Annotated in this window: 20 protein-coding genes; 12 read left to right on the top strand and 8 right to left on the bottom strand. The window is 75.9% G+C overall.

Features of this window, described 5'->3' with window-relative positions; all coding sequences use genetic code 11:
* The first annotated feature begins 89 nt into the window (after window positions 1-89).
* The 6 genes from ACGFI2_RS04265 (at window position 90) to ACGFI2_RS04290 (ending at window position 7203) form a co-directional block, all read left to right on the top strand.
* Window positions 90-3275: a penicillin acylase family protein gene (locus tag ACGFI2_RS04265; protein WP_393510383.1), complete on the top strand. Its 3186-nt coding sequence runs from the start codon at window positions 90-92 to the stop codon at window positions 3273-3275.
* A 124-nt stretch (window positions 3276-3399) separates the two neighbouring features.
* Window positions 3400-3864 (top strand): hypothetical protein, encoded by a 465-nt coding sequence (locus ACGFI2_RS04270; RefSeq protein ID WP_393510386.1) that lies wholly within the window; start codon window positions 3400-3402, stop codon window positions 3862-3864.
* Window positions 3865-3965: 101 nt separating this feature from the next.
* Window positions 3966-4898: a hypothetical protein gene (locus ACGFI2_RS04275; RefSeq protein WP_393510389.1), complete on the top strand. Its 933-nt coding sequence runs from the start codon at window positions 3966-3968 to the stop codon at window positions 4896-4898.
* On the top strand, window positions 4895-5338 hold the full coding sequence (locus ACGFI2_RS04280; RefSeq protein WP_393510392.1) for an ABA4-like family protein: 444 nt from the start codon (window positions 4895-4897) through the stop codon (window positions 5336-5338). The genes ACGFI2_RS04275 and ACGFI2_RS04280 overlap by 4 nt, the downstream gene beginning before the upstream one ends.
* 9 nt (window positions 5339-5347) lie before the next feature.
* Entirely contained in the window at window positions 5348-6580 is a 1233-nt protein-coding gene (locus ACGFI2_RS04285; protein WP_393510395.1) for a sensor histidine kinase, read from the top strand.
* Window positions 6577-7203, top strand: a complete 627-nt coding sequence (locus ACGFI2_RS04290) for a response regulator (RefSeq protein ID WP_393510398.1) — start codon at window positions 6577-6579, stop codon at window positions 7201-7203. The genes ACGFI2_RS04285 and ACGFI2_RS04290 overlap by 4 nt, the downstream gene beginning before the upstream one ends.
* A 3-nt stretch (window positions 7204-7206) precedes the next feature.
* On the opposite strand, the gene ACGFI2_RS04295 is transcribed toward ACGFI2_RS04290, so the two are convergent.
* From ACGFI2_RS04295 to ACGFI2_RS04305, 3 genes are all read right to left on the bottom strand, one after another.
* Window positions 7207-7920: an RraA family protein gene (locus tag ACGFI2_RS04295; protein WP_393510401.1), complete on the bottom strand. Its 714-nt coding sequence runs from the start codon at window positions 7918-7920 to the stop codon at window positions 7207-7209.
* An 83-nt stretch (window positions 7921-8003) separates the two neighbouring features.
* Window positions 8004-8630 carry a maleylpyruvate isomerase family mycothiol-dependent enzyme gene (locus ACGFI2_RS04300; RefSeq protein ID WP_393510403.1) on the bottom strand — a complete coding sequence of 209 codons (627 nt, stop codon included), beginning with the start codon at window positions 8628-8630 and terminating at the stop codon, window positions 8004-8006.
* 31 nt (window positions 8631-8661) lie between these two features.
* A complete protein-coding gene (locus ACGFI2_RS04305; RefSeq protein ID WP_393510406.1) occupies window positions 8662-9414 on the bottom strand; it encodes a dienelactone hydrolase family protein in 753 nt (250 codons plus the stop codon).
* A 105-nt stretch (window positions 9415-9519) separates the two neighbouring features.
* On the opposite strand from ACGFI2_RS04305, the gene ACGFI2_RS04310 reads away from it, so the two are divergent.
* The 3 genes from ACGFI2_RS04310 (at window position 9520) to ACGFI2_RS04320 (ending at window position 10593) form a co-directional block, all read left to right on the top strand.
* Complete coding sequence (locus ACGFI2_RS04310; protein ID WP_393510409.1) at window positions 9520-9852, top strand: hypothetical protein; 333 nt, start codon at window positions 9520-9522, stop codon at window positions 9850-9852.
* A 71-nt stretch (window positions 9853-9923) separates the two neighbouring features.
* Window positions 9924-10322, top strand: a complete 399-nt coding sequence (locus tag ACGFI2_RS04315) for a DUF2267 domain-containing protein (protein ID WP_393510412.1) — start codon at window positions 9924-9926, stop codon at window positions 10320-10322.
* A 10-nt stretch (window positions 10323-10332) separates the two neighbouring features.
* Window positions 10333-10593, top strand: a complete 261-nt coding sequence (locus ACGFI2_RS04320) for a hypothetical protein (protein ID WP_393510415.1) — start codon at window positions 10333-10335, stop codon at window positions 10591-10593.
* Between the two features lie 4 nt (window positions 10594-10597).
* Here ACGFI2_RS04320 and ACGFI2_RS04325 read toward each other — a convergent pair whose 3' ends face one another.
* Window positions 10598-11527 carry a diacylglycerol/lipid kinase family protein gene (locus ACGFI2_RS04325; RefSeq protein ID WP_393510418.1) on the bottom strand — a complete coding sequence of 310 codons (930 nt, stop codon included), beginning with the start codon at window positions 11525-11527 and terminating at the stop codon, window positions 10598-10600.
* A gap of 10 nt (window positions 11528-11537) precedes the next feature.
* Window positions 11538-12137: a TetR/AcrR family transcriptional regulator gene (locus ACGFI2_RS04330; protein ID WP_393510421.1), complete on the bottom strand. Its 600-nt coding sequence runs from the start codon at window positions 12135-12137 to the stop codon at window positions 11538-11540.
* 74 nt (window positions 12138-12211) lie between these two features.
* Between ACGFI2_RS04330 and ACGFI2_RS04335 the strand changes: the two genes are divergently transcribed.
* Window positions 12212-12757, top strand: a complete 546-nt coding sequence (locus tag ACGFI2_RS04335) for a hypothetical protein (RefSeq protein WP_393510424.1) — start codon at window positions 12212-12214, stop codon at window positions 12755-12757.
* 210 nt (window positions 12758-12967) lie between these two features.
* Here ACGFI2_RS04335 and ACGFI2_RS04340 read toward each other — a convergent pair whose 3' ends face one another.
* The 3 genes from ACGFI2_RS04340 to ACGFI2_RS04350 are packed head-to-tail and all read right to left on the bottom strand — an operon-like array spanning window position 12968 to window position 14674.
* The gene (locus ACGFI2_RS04340; RefSeq protein WP_393510427.1) at window positions 12968-13741 is read right to left on the bottom strand and encodes an NAD-dependent deacetylase; all 774 of its coding nucleotides are present in this window, start codon (window positions 13739-13741) and stop codon (window positions 12968-12970) included.
* Entirely contained in the window at window positions 13738-14025 is a 288-nt protein-coding gene (locus tag ACGFI2_RS04345) for a DUF1905 domain-containing protein (protein WP_393510430.1), read from the bottom strand. Before ACGFI2_RS04345 ends, ACGFI2_RS04340 begins: the two co-directional genes overlap by 4 nt.
* Window positions 14026-14029: 4 nt before the next feature.
* Window positions 14030-14674 carry a DUF998 domain-containing protein gene (locus ACGFI2_RS04350; RefSeq protein WP_393510433.1) on the bottom strand — a complete coding sequence of 215 codons (645 nt, stop codon included), beginning with the start codon at window positions 14672-14674 and terminating at the stop codon, window positions 14030-14032.
* Window positions 14675-14807: 133 nt separating this feature from the next.
* Here ACGFI2_RS04350 and ACGFI2_RS04355 point away from each other — a divergent pair, with 133 nt between their 5' ends.
* Both ACGFI2_RS04355 and ACGFI2_RS04360 read left to right on the top strand, forming a co-directional pair.
* Window positions 14808-16091 (top strand): histidine kinase, encoded by a 1284-nt coding sequence (locus ACGFI2_RS04355; protein WP_393510437.1) that lies wholly within the window; start codon window positions 14808-14810, stop codon window positions 16089-16091.
* Window positions 16079-16738, top strand: coding sequence for a response regulator (locus ACGFI2_RS04360; RefSeq protein ID WP_393510440.1), 660 nt, complete (start codon window positions 16079-16081; stop codon window positions 16736-16738). Before ACGFI2_RS04355 ends, ACGFI2_RS04360 begins: the two co-directional genes overlap by 13 nt.
* Window positions 16739-16755 lie beyond the last annotated feature (17 nt).

Here is a 16755-nt window from a genome sequence, read left to right on the forward strand (position 1 = left end):
GTGGAACGCCCGGGCGCGGAGGGCGAGACGTCGGCACCGACCCGCCGGGCGTACCGAAGGCCCGACTCCGCGTCCCCGGAGGAATCGCCATGCCCCGTCGCCCACTCCGCGCCCGGCTCGCGGCACTCACCGCCGCCGCCCTGACCGCGAGCGTGCTGACCGTCACCCCGCCCTCACCGGCGCTCGCGGCCAGCACGTTCGCCCCGAACGACTACTGCCTCGGCCAGTGCGCCGACATCCTGCCGCCCGGGCAGAACGGCAACGCCACGCTCGTCGCGATCCTGGCCCACCAGACGCTCGGCACCCGCCCGGCGCACTCCAGCGACCAGCTCGACGAGTACGCGAACCTGGTCTACAACTACGCCGGGCTGACCGACGAGCAGATCGCCAGCTTCTACAACGACTCCTCGTTCGGCGTCCCCGCCGCGCAGGTCGAGAGCACCGTCTCGCCCCGCTCGGACGTCACCATCGTGCGGGACAAGGCCACCGGCGTCCCGCACGTCACCGGCACCACCCGCGGCGGCACCATGTTCGGCGCCGGCTACGCCGGGGCCCAGGACCGGCTCTGGGTGATGGACCTGCTGCGGCACGTCGGCCGCGGCAACGTCAGCTCGTTCGCCGGCGGCGCCCCCGGCAACCGGGAACTGGAGCAGAGCGTCTGGGCCAACTCGCCGTACACCGAGGCGGACCTGCAGGCCCAGGTGGACGCGCTGCGCACCAAGGGCGCCCGGGGCCAGCAGCTCTACACCGACGTCGTCGACTACATCGCCGGCATCAACGCCTACATCGACAGGTCGATCGCCGACGACAACTACCCCGGCGAGTACGTGCTCGCCGGCGCCGGCAAGCCGAAGCACTTCACCATGACCGACCTGATCGCCACCGCCGGCGTCATCGGCGGCCTGTTCGGCGGAGGCGGCGGCAGCGAGGTCCGGTCCGCACTGGTCCGGGTCGCCGCCCGGGCCAAGTACGGCGCCACCGAGGGCGACAAGGTGTGGGCGGCGTTCCGCTCCCAGAACGACCCGGAGACCGTGCTCACCCTGCACGACGGGCAGAGCTTCCCGTACGGCGCGACTCCGCCCGGCGCGACCAGCGCCGTCCTGCCCGACGCCGGCACCGTGACGGCCGAGCCGCTCGCCTACGACCAGAGCGGCGGCGCCGCCGCCCGGACCGGCTCCAGCACCGCCACCAAGGACCTGCTCGGCGGCCTGTCCAACCTGCGCGCGCACGGCATGTCGAACGCCGTGGTGGTCTCCGGCCGGCACACCACCACCGGCAACCCGGTGGCCGTGTTCGGCCCGCAGACCGGCTACTTCGCCCCGCAACTGCTGATGCTCCAGGAGTTGCAGGGGCCGGGGATCAGCGCCCGCGGCGCCGCGTTCGCCGGGTTGAACCTCTACGTGCTGCTCGGTCGCGGCCAGGACTACGCGTGGAGCGCGACGTCGGCCTCGCAGGACCTGACCGACACGTACGCGGTGCCGCTGTGCACCACCGACGGCAGCACGCCGACGCTGCGCACCAACCGCTACCTCTACCACGGGCAGTGCCTCGCCATGGAGGCGCTGGAGCAGCGCAACTCCTGGTCGCCGACGCTTGCCGACTCCACCCCGGCCGGCTCCTACACGCTGCGCGCGCTGCGCACGAAGTACGGGCTGGTGGCCTACCGGGGGTTGGTGAACGGGCAGCCCACCGCGTTCACCAAGCTGCGCTCCACCTACCGGCACGAGGCGGACTCGGCGATCGGCTTCCAGGCCTTCAACGACCCGTCGGCGATGGGCAGCGCGGCGGCGTTCCAGGCGTCCGCGGGCAGCGTCGGCTACGCGTTCAACTGGTTCTACGTCAACTCGACCGAGGCGGCGTACTACAACTCGGGCGCGAACCCGGTCCGGTCGTCCGTCACCGACCCGAACCTGCCGGCGAAGGCCGAGCCGGCGTACGAGTGGGTCGGCTGGAACCCGGACACCAACGACGCCGGCTACGCCCCGTCCTCGGCGCACCCGCAGTCGGTCAACCAGGACTACTACGTGAGCTGGAACAACAAGCAGGCGCGGGACTTCGGGGCGGCGGACGGCAACTTCAGCTTCGGCTCCGTACACCGGGGTCAGTTGCTGGACGGCCCGGTGCGTGCCGCGATCGCCCAGCGCAAGCTCGGCCGCGCCGACGTCGTGAAGATCATGGCGGACGCGGCGGTGACCGACCTGCGCGGCCAGCAGGTCCTCGGCGACCTGCTGCGGGTGCTGGACAGCGCGCCGGTCACCGACCCGGCGCTCGCCGACGCGATCGGCAAGCTGCGGGCCTGGCAGCAGGCCGGCTCCCGGCGGGTGGAGACGTCCCCCGGCTCGAAGGTCTACCAGCACGCCGACGCGATCCGGATCTTCGACGCCTGGTGGCCGCTGCTGGCCTCGGCGGAGTTCCGCCCCGTCCTCGGACCGGACCTGTACGGCGCGCTGGTGGACGCCATCGAGGTGAACGAGGCGCCGTCGGGCGGGCAGAACGGCGGGCGCGACGGCGCCGCGAGCTGGGCGCTGCAGGGCCAGGCGCACAAGGGCTCGTCGTTCCAGTACGGCTGGTGGGGCTACGTCGACAAGGACGTGCGCACCGTGCTCGGCGACCCGGTCGCGGGCGGGCTGGGGCGCGCGTACTGCGGCAACGGCAACCTTGCCGCCTGCCGGACGGCGCTGCTCGGTGCGCTCGGCCAGGCCGCCGCGGTGCCGGCCACCACGGTCTACCCCGGCGACAAGTCCTGCTCCGCCGGCGACCAGTGGTGCGCCGACTCGATCGCCCAGTCCGGGCTGGGCGGCATCACCCACCCGCTGATCGCCTGGCAGAACCGGCCCACCTACCAGCAGGTGGTGTCGTTCCCGGCGCGCCGGGGCGACGACGTCACCAACCTGGCCCAGGGTCGCCCGGCCACCGCGTCGAGCACCCAGTTCCTGACCAGCTACACCCCGGACAAGGCGGTCGACGGCAGCCTGGGCAGCCGGTGGGCCAGCAGCTACAACGACAACCAGTGGCTCCGGGTCGACCTCGGCGCGGCCCGTACGGTCAGCCGGGCGGTGCTGCGCTGGGAGTCGGCGTACGGCACGTCGTACCGGATCGAGGTCTCCGGCGACGGCGCCTCCTGGACGCCGGTGTTCGCCACCACCACCGGTAACGGCGGTGTCGACAACGCCACCTTCGCCCCGGTCTCCGCCCGCTACGTGCGGGTGTACGGGGTCAAGCGGGCCACCTCGTACGGGTTCTCGCTCTACGAGTTCGAGGTCTACGGGCGGTGACGCGCACGGCCGGCCGGCGGGGCTCTCTCCCGCCGGCCGGCCGCTGTCCGGGCAGGTCAGCCCGCGCCCACCGAACAGGCGCCGTGACCCCCGTGCGGTGCAGGTGGGTCGCCGCCGGTCCTCGATGGGCGCGCAGCACGCGCTGGGCCGCGAGCCGCACTCCGCCGCCGAGCTGGACGCGGTGCCGGCCGGGCTGGTCGACCGGGTGACCGGGCGGATGCGCGACGCCCGGCGCACCGGCCGGACGGTGACGCTGCGGCTGCGCTTCGCCGACTACACCCGGGCGACCCGCTCGCCCACCCTCGACAAGCCGACCGCGCAGACCGCCCCGCTGCGGGCCGTCGCCCGGGCGCTGCTGCGCGCCGCGCTGCCGCAGATCGAGTGGCGCGGCGTCACCCTGCTGGGCGTCTCGGTGGGCAACCTGGACGGCGGGCACACGCAGCTCACCCTGCCGTTCACCGCCGAGCCGGGGCCGGCGTCGGACGCCGCGGTCGACGCCGTACGGGATCGGTTCGGCTCCCGGGCGTTGACCCGTGGGGTGCTGCTCGGCCGCGATCCCGGCGTGGAGATGCCCCGGCTGCCCGACTGAGCGTCTCCTCCCCCGGTAGGAGACGCGGCTCCCACCGGTGGCCGTGACCGCGGCCTCCGGTCGGGCGCGACCGGCGCCACCGGCCACCAGCATCTACAGGCATGACTACCGTGTGGAACCGGGCGGCCGGATGGCACCGCCCCCTGATGCTCCTCGTGTCCGCGATGGCGGTGCTCACCGTCGTCGCCGCGGTCGGCGTCGTGGCCGACCCCCGGGTGCTCACCGGCGCCCCTGCCTGGCTCAAGCCGTTGAAGTTCGCGATCTCGTTCGTGATCTACGGCGTCACCCTCGCCTGGATGCTGTCCCTGCTGCCGAGACGCAGCCGGCTCGCCGAGCGGGCCGCCACCGTGCTCGTGGCCGTGGCGGTGCTGGAAATGGTCATCATCGTCGCCCAGGTGCTCCGCGGCACCACCAGCCACTTCAACACCACCACCGGACTGAACGCGGCGCTGTTCGACGTGATGGGCGCGGCGATCCTGGTGCTCTTCCTGGCCCAGGCCGTGCTCGCGGTCGTGCTGCTGCGACGGCGCACGCCGGACCGGGCCGGCGGGTACGCGGTGCGCCTCGGCCTCGGCGTGTCGCTGCTCGGCATGCTTGTCGCGTTCCTGATGGTGGCGCAGCGGCCGGCCGGCGCGCCGGCCGGGATCAGCGGCGCGCACAGCGTCGGCGTGCCGGACGGCGGACCCGGACTGCCGCTGGTCGGCTGGAGCACCACCGGCGGCGACCTGCGCGTCGGGCACTTCGTCGGGCTGCACGCGTTGCAGGCGCTGCCGCTGCTGGCGATCCTGCTCGACCGGTTCCTCGGCGCCCGGCTGGACGAGGTGACCCGGGCCCGGTTGGTGCTCGTCGGCGGCGTCGCCTACGCCGCTCTCACGTTGCTGCTCACCTGGCAGGCGCTGCGCGGGCAGCCGGTGTCGCGCCCGGACGGGCTCACCCTGACCGTGGCGGCGGCGCTGGTGCTGGTCACCGTGACGGCCGCCGGTCTGGTGCTGGCCCGCCGGTCCCGGCGCGCAGGTATGGCACTTGTCGGATGAGCGGCACGCTGTTCGGCCTGACGTTCGCCCTCGCCGCCCCGTTCTGGGCGCTGATGATCCTGGTGCCCCGCTGGTCCTGGACCGCACGGATCGTCGGCTCACCGCTGATCGTGGCTCCGGTCCTGCTGGTGTACGCGCTCCTGGTGCTGCCGGCGCTCGGCGCCGTGCTGCCGGTGGTCACCGCGCCCACCCTGGACGGACTGCGGGACCTGCTCGGCACCGCCGACGGCGCGGCGGCGGCCTGGGCCCACATGATCGGCTTCGACCTCTTCGTCGGGCGCTGGATCTTCTCCGACGCCCGGGAACGGGGCATCCCGGCCCTGCTCACCGCCCCGGTGCTGGTGCTCACCATCCTGCTGGGCCCGGTCGGCCTGGCCGTCCACCTCGGACTCCGCCCACGGTGGCGGCGGCCGGTGGCTCCGGCCGCCGCCGTTGCCTAGGCTGGCGTGGTGGGCTGGGTGGGACGGTTGTTCGACGCGCGGGACACGCTCGCGCGGATGCTGCTGCTGGATCTGAGTGGCGTCGGCTACCTGGTCGTCGGCGCGCACGGCCGACCCGGGCCGACGGGAACGCAGTGGCTGCTCGCGCTCGCGGCGTTCGCGGTCGCGCTGCTGTGCCACCGCCGGCCGCTGCTGAACCTGCTGCTCCAGTCCGCCCTGCTGGTGGCGGCGCTCCCGTTGGTCGACGACGTGACGATCAACCAGGTCGGCGCGAGCTGGGCGTTGCTGGAGCTGACCATGCGGGCCGCCCGGCCCCGGACGTTCTGGCTGGCGGCCGGGCTGGTGGCCGCGATCGACGTGAGTCACGTGATCGACGACCCGATCCGGCAGGCGCTCAGCGGCGTGTTCGGACTGGCCGTCACGGTCGGCCTGCCGTTGCTGCTCGGGCTGGTGGTGCGGACCACCCGGGAGTTGGGCCGGCAGGCCGAGGAACGGGCCGCGGCGGAGCAGCGCCGGCGCGAGTCGGAGAGCCGGGCCGCCCGCGCCGACGAGCGCAGCGCCATCGCCCGTGAACTGCACGACGTGCTCGCCCACCACGTCGCGTCTATGGTGCTGCGGGTCGGGGTCGCCCGGCACGTACTGCCGGACCTGGACCCCCGGGTGGGTGAGGTCTTCGACGACGTGCACGGCACCGGCACGGCGGCGCTGACCGACCTGCGCCGGCTGGTCGCGGTGCTGCGTGACCCGGACGGCGTGCGAGGGGACGCGGCGCTGACCGTGATCGAGCCGGCGGCGCTGCCGGCGGCGATCGGCGCCGCGGTGGACCGGGCCCGGCAGGCGGGGGTGGTGGTGGAGGCCGACGTGGACGCGGCCGTCGGCACGCTGGACGCGGTCCGCGGCCAGGCGGTGCTGCGCCTGACCCAGGAGGCGTTGACGAACGTGGCGAAGCACGCGGGCGCGGCGGCCCAGGCCCGACTGACCGTGTCGGTGGTGGACGGCGCGGTGCACTGGGCGGTGTCCGACGACGGGCGCGGCGCCGCCCCGGCCGGCGTGCCGTCCGGCGGCGGCCACGGCCTGGTCGGGATGCGGGAGCGGGTGGAGGTGCTCGGCGGGCGGCTGGAGGCCGGACCGACCGGGTACGGCTGGCGGGTGCGTACCGTCCTGCCGGCGGCCGGGCCGGAGCGGGTCTCGGTCGGGATGCCGGCGCCCCTGCCCCGGCCGGCCACGCCGGAGCCGGCGTGATCCGGGTGCTGCTGGTCGACGACCAGCACCTCATCCGGGCCGGCCTGCGGATGCTCTGCGACGCCCAGCCCGACCTCGAGGTCGTCGGCGAGGCCGACAACGGCCGCGACGCGGTCGACCTGGCCGCCCGCCTGCGCCCGGACGTGGTGGTGATGGACCTGCGGATGCCCGGCGTGGACGGGATCAGCGCGACCAGCCGGATCCTCGCCGACCGGCCCGCCACCCGGATCATGGTGCTCACCACGTTCGGCGACGACGACCACCTCTACCCGGCGCTGACCGCGGGCGCCTGCGGCTTCCTGCTCAAGGACGCGCCGCCGGCCGACCTGCTCGACGGCGTTCGCCGGGCCGCCGCCGGGGACAGCCCGTTCAGCCCGGAGGTGCTGCGCCGGCTGGTCCGGCGGGCGGTGCACGCCCGGGCCGACGCGCCCCGGCGCACGGCCGAGCTGACCGCCCGCGAGCAGGACGTGCTCGGCCTGGTCGCGGAAGGGCTGTCCAACACCGAGATCGGGGAGCGGCTGCACATCGGCGTGACCACGGTGAAGACCCACATCACCAGCCTGATGACCAAGACCGGCAGCCCCAACCGGGTCCGCCTGGCGTTGTGGGCCCGCGGCGACTGAGCCTCACTCCTCGATCGCGCCGCCCACCGCGCGCAGGTGCGCCCGGAACGTCAGCGTCGGGTCGGCCGCCCGGGCGGCCAGGTAGTCGCCGAACCCGACCTGCGTGCGCAGCGACTCGCCGGCCGCGATCCGGTCGGCCTGCCGCCGCTCGGTGTCCCGGATGGATCCGGCCAGGTCGAGCAGCTCGCCGGCGCGGTCCGCGGGCACGAAGAGGGCCCCGTCGTCGTCGGCCAGGACCAGATCGCCGGGGCCGACCGTCCACGGGCCGACCCGCGCCGAGTCCAGGGCCCCGGCCGGCGCGGGGCCCAGCTCCAGCGGGCCGGTCGGGGTGACGCCGACGCTGAACACGGGCAACCCGACCGCCGTCAGGTCCGCGGTGTCCCGGTGCGCGCCCCACACCAGCAGACCGGCCAGGCCGGCGGCCTGGGCCTCCCGCACGACCAGGTCCCCGACGCAGGCCCGGTCGGTGCGCCCGCCGTCGTCGACCACCAGCACGTCTCCTTCCGACGCCCGGTCGATCGCCTCCAGGAACACGTCGACGCTGCCGGTGTGCCGGGCCGGCCGCACCCGCCCGGCCAGGCGCCACCCGGCCCGCACCGGGCGTACGGCGGCCGGGGCGCAGCGGACCGGCACCCCGGCCCGCAGGCAGGCGTCGGCGACGTGGGCGGTGGTCAGGGCGGCGAACCGCCCGGCCGGCGCGGTGTGGTCGATGTCCATGGGCCGACGCTAACCAGCCGGGCCGGCGGTGGCAGGTGCCAGTTGCGCCCCGCTGGCCTGCGGGCCCGACGCCGGCGGACGGGTCAGCGGGCGGCCAGCCTCGCCACGCCGTCGCCGGCGAGGTCGGCCAGCGCCGCCCGGCGGCCGGTCAACGCGAGCAGCAGCGCGTCGCCCGTGCCGCGCACCACCGGCCCGTCCCCGGCCGACCAGCCCAGGTCGGTCGCCTCGAACCGCAGCCCGGCGACCCGGCGGCGGTCGACGAACCCGATCGCCCGGCCGCCGGTCAGGAAGTCCAGCGAGATCCGCAGCCGGTCCGGGTCCAGGTCGGCGGGGAGGCCGAGCGGGCGGCGGATGTCCTGCCCGTGCACCTGCAGGTCGGTGAGCTGGCCGAACCAGCCGACCACGGGCGGGCGGAACCGGTGCTCGGCGTGTGCGCGCAGCGCGGCGGCCAGTTCGCCGGGGGGACGCCGGGACACCCGCCGGGCCAGCCGCGCGTTCGCCACGTGCGGTCGGAAACCGGCGCCCACCAGCAGCGGCAGCAGCCGCCACGGCGGCTCGACCAGCGGCGACACGAGGTGCCCGGCGACCTCGCGCACGGTCCACGCGCCGCAGAGGCTGGGCGTGTCGAGCTGGGCCGGCGTGAGTGAGTCGATCAGGTCGGCCGTGCGGCGCCGCTCGGCGGCGATCATCGGCAGCAGGTGCGCGTCCACCGCACCATTGTGGCCGGTCGGGCCGGCCGGGTCAGCCCCGGAACGTGCGTTCCAGCAGATCGAACAGCGCGCTCCAGTGCCGCTCGGTGGCCCGCTCGTCGTACATCGGGGTGTCGGACTGGGTGTAGCCGTGGTGGGCGCCCCGGTAGACCTCCGAGTGGTAGGTGACACCGGCCGCGTCCAGCGCCTTCTCCAGCACGGCGATCTGCTCGGCGGTCATCGACGCGTCCTGGTCGGCGTGGCCGAAGTAGAGCTCGCCGGTCACCGCCCCCACCCCCAGGTGCGGGCTGTCCGGCGCGTCGGTGACCACCCGCCCGGCGTGGAAGGCCGCCACCGCGGCGATCCGGTCCGGGTGGGCCTCGATCGCCCGCAGCGCGTTCGTGCCGCCCATGCAGTAGCCGGTGATCGCGGCCGGGCCGGGCGCGACGTCCGGCTGGGCGGCGAGGAAGTCGAGGTAGGCGGCGGTGTCGCGGGCCACCGTCTCCGGCGTCAGCGCGCCGATCATCGGCCCGACCCGCGCGAACAGCTCGGCACGCCGGCTGTCGTCGGCCAGGGCGGACATGTCGACCGGCCGGGTCCGGCCGGCGCGGTGGAACAGGTTGGGCACCAGCACGACGTAGCCGCGGGTGGCGATCGTCTCGGCCATCTCGGCCAGCCGGGGGCGCAGCCCGAACGCGTCCATGAACAGCAGGACGCCCGGGAACGGCCCGCCGGAGTCGGGCCGGGCCAGGTAGGCGTCCGCCGTTCCGTCGGGGGTGGGCACGTCCACGATCGTCGGCGGCACTGTCCGGACCTCCTCGCTGCGGGTTCGCGGTGCACGCTACTCCCGGCCGCGCCGCGCGGCACCTGGGGCCTTCCGAGCCGGCCGGCGGTGGGGCATCCTTGGTCGATGGGAGAGGTACGACCGATGCCCGCCTTCGGTGACCTGTTCACCGACCTGCGCGGCGAGGACCGGACGCTGCGGGTCAGCTTCCATCCCGACCGTGGCGCGGTGGTGCTGTCGCTCTGGAGCGGCCCGCGGTGTCGCGGCTCGTTCCGCCTGGCCGAGACGGACGTCGACCGGCTGCTGACCCTGCTCACCGCCGTGCGCGACGACGCCGATCGCGGGTCCGGCGCGGCCCCGCCGGCGGTGGACGCGCCGACCGACCCGGCGGTGGAGCGCACCGGGGAGATCAGCGGCACCACGCACCGGCTGGCCGTTCCGGTGCCCCGGGTCGCCTGAGCCACGCCGCCGGCCCGTTTGCGCCGCCCGAGCGCGGGAATCCCGCTGTCCCGGCAGAGGGAGGCGGCGAGATGGACCAGGACCAGTTCATCGGCGCGGTGGCCACGCGCTGCGGGGCGTCCGCGGAGCAGGCCGCCGCGGTCACCCGGGCCACGTTGACCACGCTGGCCGAGCGGATCGACGGCGGGGAGGCCCGCGACCTGGCCGACCGGCTCCCGGAGGCGCTGCGGGCGTACGCGTTCGGCCCGGCCGAGGCCGCCGAGCCGTTCGGGCTCGACGAGTTCGTGGCGCGGGTCGGCGGGCGCGCGGACGTCGACGCCGAGGCGGCCCGGGACGGGGTGACCGCCGTATTCGACGTGCTGCGCGACGCGCTCGACCCGGCCGCCTACGCGCAGGCCGTCGCCCAGCTCCCGGCCGAGTACGGCGAGGTGGCCGACCGGAGCGCGCCGTTCGTACGGCGCCCGGCGTGAGGGCGGCGCGATGAGCGAGGACGCGCTGCGCCGCCCGCCGGAGGCCGACGCCCAGGAGCAGCGGCAGGACCAGAGGGTCGTCGGCCCGCCCGAGCGGGTGGCGGACGCCGTGCCCGAGGCGGCCGAGGGCGACCTGGCCGAGCAGGGTGTGCTGCGCCCGCCGAGCGGACGCGCCGGCCTGGGCGAGTCGGTCCGCGACGACCTGAACCCGGCCGACGCGCTGGAGCAGAACCAGGAGGTTCCGCTGCCCGACGAGGACCGCCCGGTGTGAACGGTCAGTGGTCCGGGCTGTCCGCCCGGGCCATCAGCCGCAGCGCGTTCGGGTCCAGGCCGATGCGCGCCGGCGTCTGGCCGTACGGCTCGCCGTCGACCTCGATGCGGGCCGGCCGGTCGGTTTCCAGCCAGAGCTGGCGGACGGCCAGGAACGGCTCGTCGCCGAGCGTGCGGCGGCGACCGGCGGTGGCGTTGCGCGCCGTCTCGCGCAGCAGCCCGCGCCGGCTCGCCCCACCCACCGGGTACGCGACCAGCAGTCGGTCGTCGGCGGTGGCGTCGGCGGTGATCGGCCGCCCGGCGTGGAACCCGCCGTTGGCCACGTACACCTGGTGGGTGGTGAACGCGTGGTCCCGCCCCTCGGCGCGGACGGTCACGCGCAGCGGCCGGTGCCGGGCCAGCAGCCCGAGCGCGGTCAGCGGGTAGGCCAGCCGGCCCACGGCGCGCTTCAGCCGGGGCGGTGCGGCCAGCATGATGTCGGCGGACAGGCCGATCCCGACGTGGTTGGTGAACCGGGTGTCGCCGATCAGGCCCAGGTCGACGTCGATCACCTTGCCGCCGGTGAGCACCGCGACCGCCGCGTCGAGGTCGAGCGGGACGCCGACGGTGCGGGCGAAGTTGTTGGTGGTGCCCAGTGGCAGCAGGCCCAGGGCGACGTCGCGGTGGGCGAGCAGCCGGGCGGCCGCCCCGATCGTGCCGTCGCCGCCGCCGGTGACCAGCAGGTCCGGGCCGAGGTCGGCCGCCTCGGCCAGCGCCCGGTCCAGCTCGCCCGGCCGGTCCACGGGATACGCGCCGAGCAGCGTGAACCCGGCCGCGCGCAGGCGCGTGTGGACGGTGTCGTAGAGCCGGCGTCCCCGGCGGGAGTGGGCGTTGACCACCAGCGCCGCCCGCCGTCGTTCCCGGATCGCCGCCGACAGCTCCTGCTTGGTCCGCACGGGACCGACCCTATCCGGGGTCTGCCGGCAACCCGCGGCGGGCGAGCTGGTCGAGGTGCGCGGCGAGCAGTTCGCGCAGCCGTCGCGGCGGCATCCGGTCGGGGTGCAGCAGCGCGTGCAGGGTGAGGCCGTCGAGCAGGGCGTGCAGCCGGGCGGTCGCCGCGTCGTCGGCCGGTTGCTCCCCGGTGAGTAGCGCGACGGCGACCTCGGCGGCGCGGCGTACGCCGTCGTCGGCCTCGGTCATCCGGTCCCGGGCGGTGGGGTCGACCTGGGCCCGGGCGGCGAGCAGCAGCCACACCTCGGCCTCCCGGACGCGCTGCCGGTCCAGCGGCAGCAGCTCCTCCAGCATCCCCTGGACGACGTCGCGGGTGGCGCCGGTGCGGTGGTCGGCGGTGAACCGCTCGGTCGCCTTGGCCATCACGTGTTCCATGGCGAAGACCAGCAGCTCGGTCTGGGTGGCGAAGTAGTGCCGCAGGGCGCTGGGCGACCAGCCGGCCTCGGCGGCGATGCTGCGCACCGTGGCCGCGCCGACGCCGTCGCGGTAGACCACCCGCCACATCGCCTCGGCCAGCTCCGCGCGGCGGGCGTCATGGTCGACGATCTTGGGCACGGGCACCTCCTACGGCTGATGGACGGCGGTTGCTAGGGTTGTTGTCGCACAGCGTACTAAAACGGGGAGGTCAGGTGCTCATCGGAGTCATCGTCGCGTGCGAGGTGGCGTTCTGGCTGTTCCTGGCCGCCGGACTGGTCGCCCGGTATCCGTTGCGCCGGCCCCGCCTCGGCGCCGCCCTGCTGCTCGCCGTGCCCGCCGTCGACCTCGTCCTGCTGGCCGCCACGATCATCGACCTGCGCGGCGGCGGCACCGCCACGTTCGCCCACGGCCTCGCCGCCGCATACCTCGGCTTCTCGGTCGCGTTCGGGCACAGCATGGTGCGCTGGGCCGACGAGCGGTTCGCGCACCGGTTCGCCGGCGGACCGCCGCCGCGCCGGGCGCCGCGCTACGGGTGGGCCCGGGCCCGGCACGAGTGGCGGGAGTGGGGCAAGGGCATGCTCGGCTGGGCGGTCGCCTGCGCCGTGCTGCTCGGCGGCATCGCGCTGGTCGGCGACGCCGAGCGGACCGAGGAGCTGTGGGCGTGGGCCGCCCGCCTCACCCTCGCCATGGCGGCCTGGCTGGTGTTCTGGCCGGTGGCCTACACCGTCTTCCCCAAGCGGGCGCCGCGCGACAGCTGACGCTCACCCCTTGCGCCCGGTAGCCGCGATGCCCTCCACGAAGTGCCGCTGGGCCAGGAAGAACAGCACGATCATCGGTACCGTGGCGATCAGGCCGGCCCACTCCCGGGCGCGCCCCTGCCGGTCCGCGGCGACGGCGACCAGCCGACGGTAGGCGGCCCGGGCCGGGCCGGTCGGGCGATTCGGCCGATCACGCCGAACGGGCGCCGGTCAGTCGCCGGAATCGTCCGGCCAGGCGGCCCGGACCAGCGCGGGCAGCACGTCGCCGGCGCGACCGCGCAGGTTGACCGCGCAGACCGCGTCCAGTGGCGTCCGGTCCGGGTTCACCTGCACCACGGGCGCGCCGAGGCGGGCCGCCACCAGCGGGATCTCGGCGGCCGGGTGGACCAGCGCGGAGGTGCCGACGGTGAGCAGGAGGTCGCAGCGGGACGCCGCCTCGACCGCCGCCCCCAGCGCCTCCTCCGGCAGCGCCTCACCGAACCACACCACGCCCGGCCGGACCGGGGCGGCGCAGCGCGCACAGGCCGGCGGGTCGAGCGGCCCCTCCGGTGGCGGCTCCGCGTCACCGGGCACCGGCGCCGGGTGGGCGCAGGCCGAGCAGCGGGGCGCGAACAGGCTGCCGTGCAGCCGCACCGCGGAGGTGACACCACCCCGCTCGTGCAGGTCGTCGACGTTCTGCGTGATCACGACGGTGCCGGGAAGCCGGGCCTGGATCGCGGCCACCGCCCGGTGTCCCGGGTTCGGCTCGGCCCGGCGCACCCCGTGCCGCCGACCCTCGTACCAGCCCCAGACCAGGGCCGGGTCGGCGTGGAACGCGGCCGGCGTGGCGAGCCGGCTCGGGTCGTACCGCTGCCAGAGGCCGGTCTGCGCGTCCCGGAACGTCGGTACGCCGCTCTCGGCCGACATGCCGGCGCCGGTGAACACCACCGGTCGGGTCGCGGCGGCGAGCAACCGGCCCGCCCGCGCCAGGTCCTCGGCGGTCACACGTCCACCGTCAGCCGGACGTCCACCCGGTCGCCCAGCTCGATCCCCTCCGCCCGGCGCGCCGCCACCCGCAGCGGCACCACGTAGCGTCCGTCCTTCGGCCACAGCGACGTGCGCCAGTCGGTGCCGCCGATCCGGACGCCCACCGGGATCATGCCCCAGCCGTAGGTGACCGACGCGGCGGCGGCCTCCAGCGCCGCGCACTGCTCGTCGGGCACGGTGACGAAGTGGTAGGGCGCCGGGCCGCGCCAGAACCACACCTCGCCGCTGAACGCCAGCTCCACCCGTTCAGGATAGGCGCCGCCGACACTCCCGGAGCACGCGCAGGCCCGCCCACGACACCCAGCCGAACAGCGGCGCGACGGCGAACCGTTCCATGCCGCCCACTCCGATGCCCACGTCGACCCGGGCCAGAAACAGCGCGGTGCCCACCAGCCCGGCCACGCCGAGAACCAGACCGGCGCTCCGCAGGTCGCCCAGCCCGGCCGGGCGGACGGCAGGCGCCGCGGCGAGCAGGCCCACGTTGCCCAGCACGAAGATCAGCACCGCGCCCAGCACGTGCCGGTTCTCGTCCACGTCCGCCGGATAGCAGCCGGCCAGCACGTACCCGCCGGCCGCCGCGAGGACGCACGCCCGGGCCAGGTGCGCGGACCGCCCCCGGCCGAACGCGGTCCGGCCGGCCAGGACGCCGGCCGCGAGCAACACTCCGACGGCGACGAGGGCGACATTCATCGCCGGGTGCCACGGCGAACAGACGAGCCGTGGTCGGCTGGTGTCCCACAGGCCGCACCCGACGTTGCCCAGGTCGCTGATGTTGTGTTCGGTCCATCGGAAGCGGGGCTCCCGCCAGGCCAGCCCGACCACGACGTTGGCGGTCAGGAACAGCGCGGTGGCGAGCAGCCAGCAGGCCGCGGTGAGACGGTCACGAGTCATCCGTCGAGTCGACCGCCGTCCCCCGGCCGCGCGCACGGGGCGTGGCGGGCCGGTCCGGGGTAGGGCCAGGCCCACCCCGATGCGGGGCCTGGACGGCTGGGCCGGCCGGCTGCCGGCTGGCTAGCGTCAGACCATGACTCAGCCGTCGCACCTGGCCGGGGCGTTGCGCCGCCGCCGTTACCCGCTCTCCGCCTGGCCCTGGCGCGCCCTGGCGTACGCCGTGACCACCCTGCCGGTCGCCGGCGTCCTGGCGGTCGCGTGGTCCGTGGTCGCCGCGCCGGTGCTGCTGGTGGCGAGCGCGCTGCGGCGGGGCCGGCCGGTCGACGTGCCGGTGCTGGCCGTGCTCGCCGTGGTGGCGCTGGCCGCGCTCGCCGTCGCCCCGCTGGCGAGCGCGCCGGTGGCGGCGGTCGAGCGGTGGCGGCTCGGCCTGGTCGACGACCGGCCGCTGCCCGGCCCGCTCCGGCGCGGCGTGGTCGCCCGCTGGACCAGCGCCGCCGCGTGGCGGGAGGTCGCGTACGCCGCCTGGCTGGCGACCGTGGTGCCGCTGGGCTACGGGACGTTCGGCCTGCTCGTGCTGCTCGACGTCGCGCTGGTCGCCGGGCCGTGGCTGACCGGTCACGGGGAACGGATCGTGCTGGTCTGGACCACTGTCGACACACCGGCCGCGGCGGTCCCGTACGCCGTCGCCGGCGTGCTCGTGGCGCCGGCGCTGGTCTACCTCGCCGGTCTGCTGGTCGCCGGCCAGGCGGCGGTGGCCCGGTGGCTGCTCGACGGCGCGCCCGACGCCGCGGCGCTGCGCGAGGTGACCCGGTCGCGGGCCCGCCTGATGGGCGCCTACGAGGCGGAACGCCGCCGCATCGAGCGGGACCTGCACGACGGCGCGCAGCCGCGCCTGACCAGCCTCACCCTCCAGCTCGGGCTGGCCCGCCTCGACGTGCCGGACGACTCACCGGCCGCACGGCCGCTCGACGCGGCGCACGAGCAGGCCAAGGAGCTGATGGTGACGATGCGCGGCATCGTCCAGGGCATCCGCCCGCGGCAGCTCACCGAGCTGGGGCTGGCCGGCGCGGTCGGCGACCTGGCCGCCCGGTCGGTGGTCCCGGTCACCGTGCGCGCGGAGCTGTCCCGCCCGGTGCCGGAGCTGGTCGAGACCACCGCCTGGTACGTGGTGTCCGAGGCGCTGGGCAACGTGGCCCAGCACGCCGGGGCGACCCGGGCCGAGGTGCGCTTGACCCGGACCGACCGCCGGCTGGTGGTGGAGGTCGAGGACGACGGCCGGGGCGGCGCCGACCCGGCCCGCGGCACCGGCCTGACCGGGCTCGCCGACCGGGTGGCCGCGGTGGACGGCAGGTTGCTGCTGGCCAGTCCGCCCGGCGGGCCTACAGTCGTGCGGGTGGAGCTGCCGTGCCGTCCGTGACCCGGGTCGTGCTGGCCGAGGACGAGGTCCTCCTCCGCGAGGGCCTGGTCGGCCTGTTGACCCGCTTCGGCTTCGCGGTGGCCGCCGCGGTCGGTTCCGCCCCGGCGCTGGTGGACGCGGTCCGGGCCCACCGGCCCGACCTGGTGGTGACCGACATCCGGATGCCGCCGGAGCACCGCGACGACGGCCTGCGCGCGGCGGTCACGCTGCGCGCGGAGCGGCCGGACCTCGCCGTGGTGGTGCTGAGCCAGCACGTGCAGAGCGGGTATGCGTCGGCGTTGCTGGACAGCGGCGACGGCCGGCGGGTCGGCTACCTGCTCAAGGACCGGGTCGCCGACGTCGCCGAGTTCGCCGACACGCTGCGCCGGGTGGCCGCCGGCGGCACGGCCGTCGACCCGGACGTGGTGCGGCACCTGCTGCGCCGCCCGCGCGACCCGCTCGACGCGCTCTCCCGGCGTGAGCGGGAGGTGCTCGGACTGGTCGCCGAGGGGCACTCCAACGCCGCGATCGCGGCCCGGCTGCACGTCACCGAGGCCGCGGTCGGCAAGCACGTCGGCAACATCCTGGCCAAGCTGGACCTGCCGCCGGACGACGACACCAACCGCCGGGTGCTGGCCGTGCTCGCCTACCTGCGCGCCGGCGGCTGACATCGCGCCCGCTCGGG

The organism is Micromonospora sp. NPDC049282, from assembly GCF_043197045.1.
Classification (GTDB): Bacteria; Actinomycetota; Actinomycetes; order Mycobacteriales; family Micromonosporaceae; genus Micromonospora.